General features: G+C 66.6%; 8 protein-coding genes. 4 read left to right on the top strand and 4 right to left on the bottom strand.

Annotated elements, in window-relative coordinates; translation table 11 throughout:
• The 3 genes from C516_RS20190 to C516_RS0117845 all read left to right on the top strand — a co-directional run.
• The coding region (locus C516_RS20190; RefSeq protein ID WP_018719784.1) for a SphA family protein at positions 1-864 on the top strand (864 nt) is incomplete at its 5' end.
• A gap of 26 nt (positions 865-890) precedes the next feature.
• Positions 891-2,486 carry a phytoene desaturase family protein gene (locus C516_RS21650; protein WP_018719783.1) on the top strand — a complete coding sequence of 532 codons (1,596 nt, stop codon included), beginning with the start codon at positions 891-893 and terminating at the stop codon, positions 2,484-2,486.
• Positions 2,487-2,562: 76 nt separating this feature from the next.
• The gene (locus C516_RS0117845) at positions 2,563-3,507 is read left to right on the top strand and encodes a LysR family transcriptional regulator (RefSeq protein WP_018719782.1); all 945 of its coding nucleotides are present in this window, start codon (positions 2,563-2,565) and stop codon (positions 3,505-3,507) included.
• A gap of 316 nt (positions 3,508-3,823) precedes the next feature.
• Here the strand turns inward: C516_RS0117845 and C516_RS0117840 are convergent, their stop codons facing one another.
• The 4 genes from C516_RS0117840 to C516_RS21270 form a co-directional block, all read right to left on the bottom strand.
• Positions 3,824-4,522 (bottom strand): VIT1/CCC1 transporter family protein, encoded by a 699-nt coding sequence (locus C516_RS0117840; RefSeq protein WP_040409732.1) that lies wholly within the window; start codon positions 4,520-4,522, stop codon positions 3,824-3,826.
• Between the two features lie 142 nt (positions 4,523-4,664).
• Complete coding sequence (locus C516_RS21280) at positions 4,665-5,060, bottom strand: hypothetical protein (protein ID WP_156831304.1); 396 nt, start codon at positions 5,058-5,060, stop codon at positions 4,665-4,667.
• Between the two features lie 57 nt (positions 5,061-5,117).
• Positions 5,118-5,519, bottom strand: a complete 402-nt coding sequence (locus C516_RS21275) for a hypothetical protein (protein WP_156831303.1) — start codon at positions 5,517-5,519, stop codon at positions 5,118-5,120.
• A 114-nt stretch (positions 5,520-5,633) separates the two neighbouring features.
• Positions 5,634-5,867 carry a hypothetical protein gene (locus tag C516_RS21270; RefSeq protein ID WP_156831302.1) on the bottom strand — a complete coding sequence of 78 codons (234 nt, stop codon included), beginning with the start codon at positions 5,865-5,867 and terminating at the stop codon, positions 5,634-5,636.
• Between the two features lie 239 nt (positions 5,868-6,106).
• Between C516_RS21270 and C516_RS20185 the strand changes: the two genes are divergently transcribed.
• Positions 6,107-6,323, top strand: a 217-nt coding sequence (locus tag C516_RS20185) for a transposase (RefSeq protein WP_040409731.1), incomplete at its 3' end; no start/stop codon positions are given.

The raw sequence follows: 6,323 nt of genomic DNA, 5'->3' as shown, positions 1-6,323 counted from the left end.
GCCTCGGCCGACGCCACGCAGCACTATGTCCCCGGCGTGGAGGGCAGCCTGGGGGCGTCGGTGCCGCCGCCGGGCTTCTACCTGCGCACCTACGGCGTGTACTACGACTCCGACAACGTCAAGGTCGACGCCATCAGCGACAACGACGGCGAGATCCCCGGCGGCGACGACAGCGCCACGGTCCGGGCGGTGGTGCCCCGCGCGATCTGGATCACCGACAAGCAGTTCCTCGGCGCGGACTACGGCATGGAGGCCATCGCCCCGATCCTGGACAAGGACGTCGACGCCATGGGCCTGAGTGAGAGCGACAGCGGCCTCGGCGACGTCTTCCTCAGCCCGCTGATCCTCGCCTGGCACGGCGAGCGCTACGACACGGTCCTCGCCGCCGGCTACTGGACCGACGCGTTCAGCGACTACGACGACGACAACCCCGTGGCCGCGGCGGCCTCCGTGGGCCAGGGCTACTCCAACGTGATGGTCACACTCGGCGGCACCTGGTATCTCACCGCCGACCGCACCTGGGCGGTCTCGCTGCTCAACCGCTACGAGACCATGGCCTCGGAGATCGAGGGCACCGACATCGAGCCCGGCGACAACTGGGTGGCCGAGTGGGGCATCAGCCACAGCTTCAACCCCGCCCTCACCGTGGGGCTGGTGGGCTACGACAGCTGGCAGCTCACCGAGGACGACGCCCCCGCGGGCGTGCCCACGCCCAAGGACGAGGTCCACGCCGTCGGCGGCCAGGTGACCTACCGCTCGAAGTCGCTGGGCATGAGCTTCGACGCCGCGCTCTACGACGAGTACCACAGCGAGCACCGCCCCGAGGGCACCACCGCTCGGGTGATCGTCACCATCCCGTTCTGATCCACGGAACGACAGGAGGCAGCGCCGTGAGCGATACCGCCAGAGACCGCAACGCCGACTGCGTGATCGTCGGCAGCGGCATCAACTCGCTGGTCTGCGCCGCGGGGCTCGCGCGCCGGGGCCGGCGGGTGATCGTGCTCGAACGCAACGACCGCCCGGGCGGGTGCATCCGCACCGAGGAGGCCACCGTGCCGGGCTTCCACCACGACACCCTCTCCGGCTTCCACCCCCTGTTCGTCACCTCGCCGGGGTATGCCGCCCTCGGCGAGGCCCTCCACGCGCAGGGCCTGGAGTACGCGAACACGGACACGCCCACGGGCGTGATCCTGCCGGACGGCAGCCACTTCATCCTCTCGCGGGATCGCGGGCGCAACATCGAGACGATGAACGCCCTCGCCGCCGGCGACGGCGAGCGCTTCGACGCCGCCATGAACGCGGTCGCCGCCCACGCGGACACCACGTTCACCCTGCTCGGCAGCGAGCTCAAGAGCTGGGGCGTGGCGAAGACGCTGTTCCGCCATGGCCGCCGCGAGGGCCACCGCGGGCTGATCCGCTACTTCGGCGAGAGCATGGAGAGCGCGCGCACCTGGCTGGAGCGGACCTTCGAGTCCGGGCACCTCCGTGCCTGCCTCGCCCCGTGGATCCTGCACACCGGCCTGGGGCCGGACAGCGCCCTGGGCGGACACATGCTGCGGCTCATCGCCTTCACCCTGGAGGGGGCGGGCATGCCGGTGGTCCGCGGCGGCAGCGAACGCCTGGTGGACGCCTTCCGCTGCGTGGTCGAGGCCAACGGCGGGCGCTTCGTCACCGGCGCCGACGTCGACCGGGTGGTCGTCGAGGGCGGCCGCGCCCGGGGCGTGGAGACCACCGCGGGCGAACGCTACACCGCCGGGCGCGCGGTGGTGTGCAGCACCACCCCCACCCAGCTCTACGGCCGCCTGCTCCGCGACGCCGCCGTGCCGGCGCGGGTGCGCGACGATGCCGCCCGCTACCGCTACGGACGCGGGTGCATGCAGATCCACCTCGCCCTCGACGAGCCCCCGGAATGGCCGGACCCGGCCCTGCGCGAGGTCGCCATGCTGCACCTCACCCCGGGGCTGGACGGGGTATCCCGCGCGGTGAACGAGGCCGAGCGGGGACTGCTGCCGGCGGAGGCCTCGGTGGTGGTCGCCCAGCCCACCGCCCTGGACCCCTCCCGCGCCCCGGAGGGCAAGTGGATCCTCTGGATCCAGCTCCAGGAGCTGCCCCGTCACATCCGCGGGGATGCCGCCGACAGCATCCCCGCACCCGCCGACGGTGCCTGGGACGAGGCCACCCGCGAGGCCTACGCGGACCGCATCGTCGCCCGCCTCGCGGCGCACGTCCCCAACCTGGAGCGCGCCCTGCTCGGCCGCCGCGTGCTCTCCCCCGCCGACCTGGAGGCCATGAACATCAACCTCGTCGGCGGCGATCCCTACGCCGGCGACTGCCAGGCGGACCAGTTCCTGCTCTGGCGCCCGCTCAACGACGGCGACGGCCACCGCACCTGCATCCGCGGGCTGCACCACATCGGTGCCTCCACCCACCCGGGACCGGGCCTGGGCGGCGTCTCCGGCCACCTGGTGGCCGAGCGGCTCGGGTGAGGCGCGATCGTTCCAATAAAAAACACTTTGATTTAGAGTCAAAGCAATCATCGGAAATGATGGATATGCCGGGACCATGGACATCCGCCAGCTGCGCTACTTCGCCGCCATCGCCGACGCGGGGTCCATCACCCGGGCCGCGGAGCAGCTCGACGTCGCCCAGCCGGCACTGAGCCAGCACGTCCGCCAGCTCGAGGAGGAGCTCGGCACCCAGCTGCTCGTGCGCAGCGTGCGCGGCGTGCGCCTAACCGAGACCGGCACCCGGCTGCTCGGCCACGCCCGCAAGCTGCTCAGCGATTTCCAGGCCATCCGCGACGACATCCAGGACACCGAGGCCCGCCCCGCCGGACCGACCCACATCGGCATCCCCACCTCGCTGGGCATGCTGCTGAGCGTGCCCCTCGCGCTGCAGGTGCGCCGCGAGCTGCCGGAGGTCCAGCTGCGCATCGCCGAGGGCCTGTCCGGCCACACCCTGGAGTGGCTGCGCCAGGGCAACCTCGACCTGGCGCTGGTCTTCGGCGCGGAGACCGTCTCCGGGCTGGCAATGGAGCTCATCGCCACCGAGGAGCTGCACGTGGTCGGCCCGGCGGGGGACGAACGCCTCTCCGCCCTGACCAGCGGCCCGGAGGGCAACCTGCCGCTCTCGGCACTGGACGGTCTGCCGCTGATCATGCCGGGGCGCCCCCACGGCGTGCGCGAGGAGCTGGAGGCCGCGGTACGGCGGCGGGCCGTCGGCCTGGACATCGTGCTGGAGATGGACGCGCTGGAGCCGATCAAGGCCCTGGTCGCCGAAGGCGCCGGCTACACCGTGCTCTCCCCGCGCCTCGCCCGCCACGGCAGCGTGGGCGCCGGCCTGCAGACCTACCCCATCCGCGACCCGGAGATCCAGCGCAGCATCTACCTCGCCCGGGTCGCCGACCGGCCCCTGTCCATCGCCGCACGGCACGTCCGCGACCGGCTGCGCACCCTCCTCGCCACGCTCACCGAGGGCCGGCGCTGGCGTACCGACCTGACCGCATGAACCTGTATCCACCCCCGGCGCTCGCCGGTTGGCCGGACACGGCCGACCGGCGGCGTCGGGGACGAACCTGCCATCCGGACCGGTCCGAACCGACCCGTTCGGAATTCGTCCTGCCGTAAACCGGTGCGCCGCGCCCGCTTCGCCCGGATCGGGCGTGCTACATGGCCATGCACAGGCTTGCCGGGCCCCGGAACAGATCACACACGGGGTCTGCATCCCGCAATTAGTAACCCGCGGTGACTCAGACCGAATTGCTCACGTGACGCGACACCACCCGGCGCATTGCGGGAAGACAGCTTGGTGCCCCCCGGGACGATCACACTGCCACCCCAAAGAGCGCCCCCACCCCGGCAGTCAACGCCATGGCCAAGGCGCCCCAGAAAGTAACGCGCGAGGCGCCGACGAGCACCGACGCGCCGCCAGCCCTGGCGGATACAGAACCGAGCAGCGCGAGGAAAAGGAGTGAACTGCCCGAGACGGCCCACATAAGCGCGGCAGCCGGAAACACGACGACGACCAGAAGCGGAAGAGCAGCGCCCAGCGCGAACATCGCGGCGGAGGCCAGCGCGGCCTGGACCGGCCGAGCGGACAGGGAATCGGACAGGCCCAGCTCGTCGCGCGCGTGTGCGCCAAGCGCATCGTGCTGCATCAACTGGGTCGCGACCTCGGAGGCCAATGCCGCGTCCAACCCGCGGTTGACGTAGATCGCCGTCAACTCCGCGTGCTCGCTCTCGGGCCCTTCGGCAAGCTCCTGACGTTCCCGGGCCAGATCGGCGCGCTCCGTATCGGCCTGCGAACTCACCGAGACATACTCGCCGGCCGCCATCGACATGGCTCCGGCGACCAGGCCCGCCACGCCTGCGACCAGGATGCCATGAGCATTGGTACCCGCCGCACCAACCCCCAGAACAAGACTCGCCGTGGAGACAATCCCGTCATTCGCGCCGAGGACCGCGGCCCGCAGCCAGCCGATCCGATGGGTTCTATGTGTTTCTGTGTGTTTCTGTGTTTTCATGATACCGGAATTCGGGTGGAGCGCTTAGAACCATGCCTAACGATTCGCTGAGGCGCGCCGCCCGGAGCGTTGGGTTACAGGCAGCGACGTGTGCCGACGTCGCTTCGAGCGTTTTGTTAGCGCCATATCTACCAACTGCTCGCTACACACCCGCCAGTAACTGAGCGACTACAACAAGACACACCATCCCGCCGCAGAAACACAGAACACCAGTGACACCGAATAGCCAGCTAATCCCGTTTGTAACCGGCCGAACCGATGCATGCTTCTTTGGATGGTCGAGCAGTATGTACTTCTGCACGATGACATTTACCTTGAGCAGAACGAAGGCGATGATCGGGGAAACCAATAACCACCACGCCCACACAAGAACTGCGCCGGCGGTCGGCTCACGAGATAGCAACTCCGTGTGGCCGAATACTAGGCCTATTGAAATCGACAGAGCACCGCCGGAAAGAACGAACACAGCACCGGCCAACGAGTCGATGCGCGACCGTATTTCTTCCCATTCCTGATTGTCGACCTCACGCGGACTCATTTTCTTCCTTCGGTCGCTAACGATGAAGCTCAGCTGACCCGTAAAACGCCCCGCGGTTTACGGGTCCTCTGGAGCGCATTGTTGGGCACGAGCGAGTTTTGCAATCCTGCAGTAGATTAGGCCGCCCACCACCACCCCCCCGAAAAAACCGGCCAACGGCGCAAGCCCCGCTACTGCCATAAGAAGGATATAACCCGCGAACGCCGAAGCCGCGCCGGACGCATAGAGAATCGCGAGCCACTTCTCAGCGATATCGGACGGCAGTTCGCCGATATACTCGTGTTGGCTAAAATAAAACCACACGAGTAACGGGATCGATGCACCGACACATGCAAGATGCCAAGACAAAATGTCGCCTTTCGGCATGATGCCTTGCGCGGTCAGTACAACAATAGATGACGATGCAGCAATGAGGCCGACGGCCGAGTTCCTCATGAACTCAAGACGCGCGTTTTTCATAAAACTTCGTCCATAGAGCCAAAACGCTTTAGCTCAGCCGACGCCGAGTGTAACGAGGGAACCAAAAGGCGCCAGCCTTTTGGCGTCGGCTGGAGCGATTGGTTATGCGTTTTGTCAGAGTGGATTGATAACAGCATTGCTATCTATATTGTTGAGTATCCATTCCGATATCAAACGAAAAGCCTCCGCTTTATCTGTATCAGCCATATTCTTTGTGTCCACGGTACCATTTCTGGAATACAAAAGGGTTGCTACCCAATATCCACCAACCTGCTCGGTTATGAATATTTTGAATGTTCTTCCTGCTGTTTCGACCAGTCGTTCATCAGTAGGGCCAATAAAGCTCATTTTGAATTATTCCTTTTCTGTGTGGATGACGCATAACGATGAAGCTCACCCGACCGGCCAACCGCGTCGCGGTTGGCCGGTCGGGTGAGCGCCTGGTTATGTGCTAGAGGAGCTTCCATTCCTTCTCTATTCTTTGGAGATCCTCTAAGGAAACACTGATTTATTGGCTCCCGGCTGTACCGGCCGGGCCTGCGGGCTGGGATAATGCGCCCAGGCCCTGTGTGATGAGACGGTAACCCATGCAACCGAGCTTCTCGGATCTGGAGTACGCCGCCAAGAAGAAGGTCACCCGCCGGGACCGGTTTCTCGCGGAGATCGAATCTATCACCCCTTGGGCGACGCTGGTTGCCGAGCTTGAGGCGTACTACCCGCGCGGCGGCGGTCGCGGCCGGCCGCCGATTGGTCTGGAGCGCATGCTTCGGATGTATGTTGCCCAGCAGTGCTTCGGGCTCTCCG

This window comes from Arhodomonas aquaeolei DSM 8974 (assembly GCF_000374645.1).
GTDB classification, from domain to species: Bacteria; Pseudomonadota; Gammaproteobacteria; order Nitrococcales; family Nitrococcaceae; genus Arhodomonas; species Arhodomonas aquaeolei.
This window is presented reverse-complemented; position numbering and strand designations above follow the sequence as displayed.

Coding starts and splice junctions, on each gene's coding strand:
- C516_RS0117845 (WP_018719782.1), top strand. CDS start 2,563: ATGGACATCCGCCAGCTGCGCTACTTCGCCGCCATCGCCGACGCGGGG.
- C516_RS21275 (WP_156831303.1), bottom strand. CDS start 5,519: ATGAAAAACGCGCGTCTTGAGTTCATGAGGAACTCGGCCGTCGGCCTC.
- C516_RS21280 (WP_156831304.1), bottom strand. CDS start 5,060: ATGAGTCCGCGTGAGGTCGACAATCAGGAATGGGAAGAAATACGGTCG.
- C516_RS0117840 (WP_040409732.1), bottom strand. CDS start 4,522: ATGAAAACACAGAAACACACAGAAACACATAGAACCCATCGGATCGGC.
- C516_RS21270 (WP_156831302.1), bottom strand. CDS start 5,867: ATGAGCTTTATTGGCCCTACTGATGAACGACTGGTCGAAACAGCAGGA.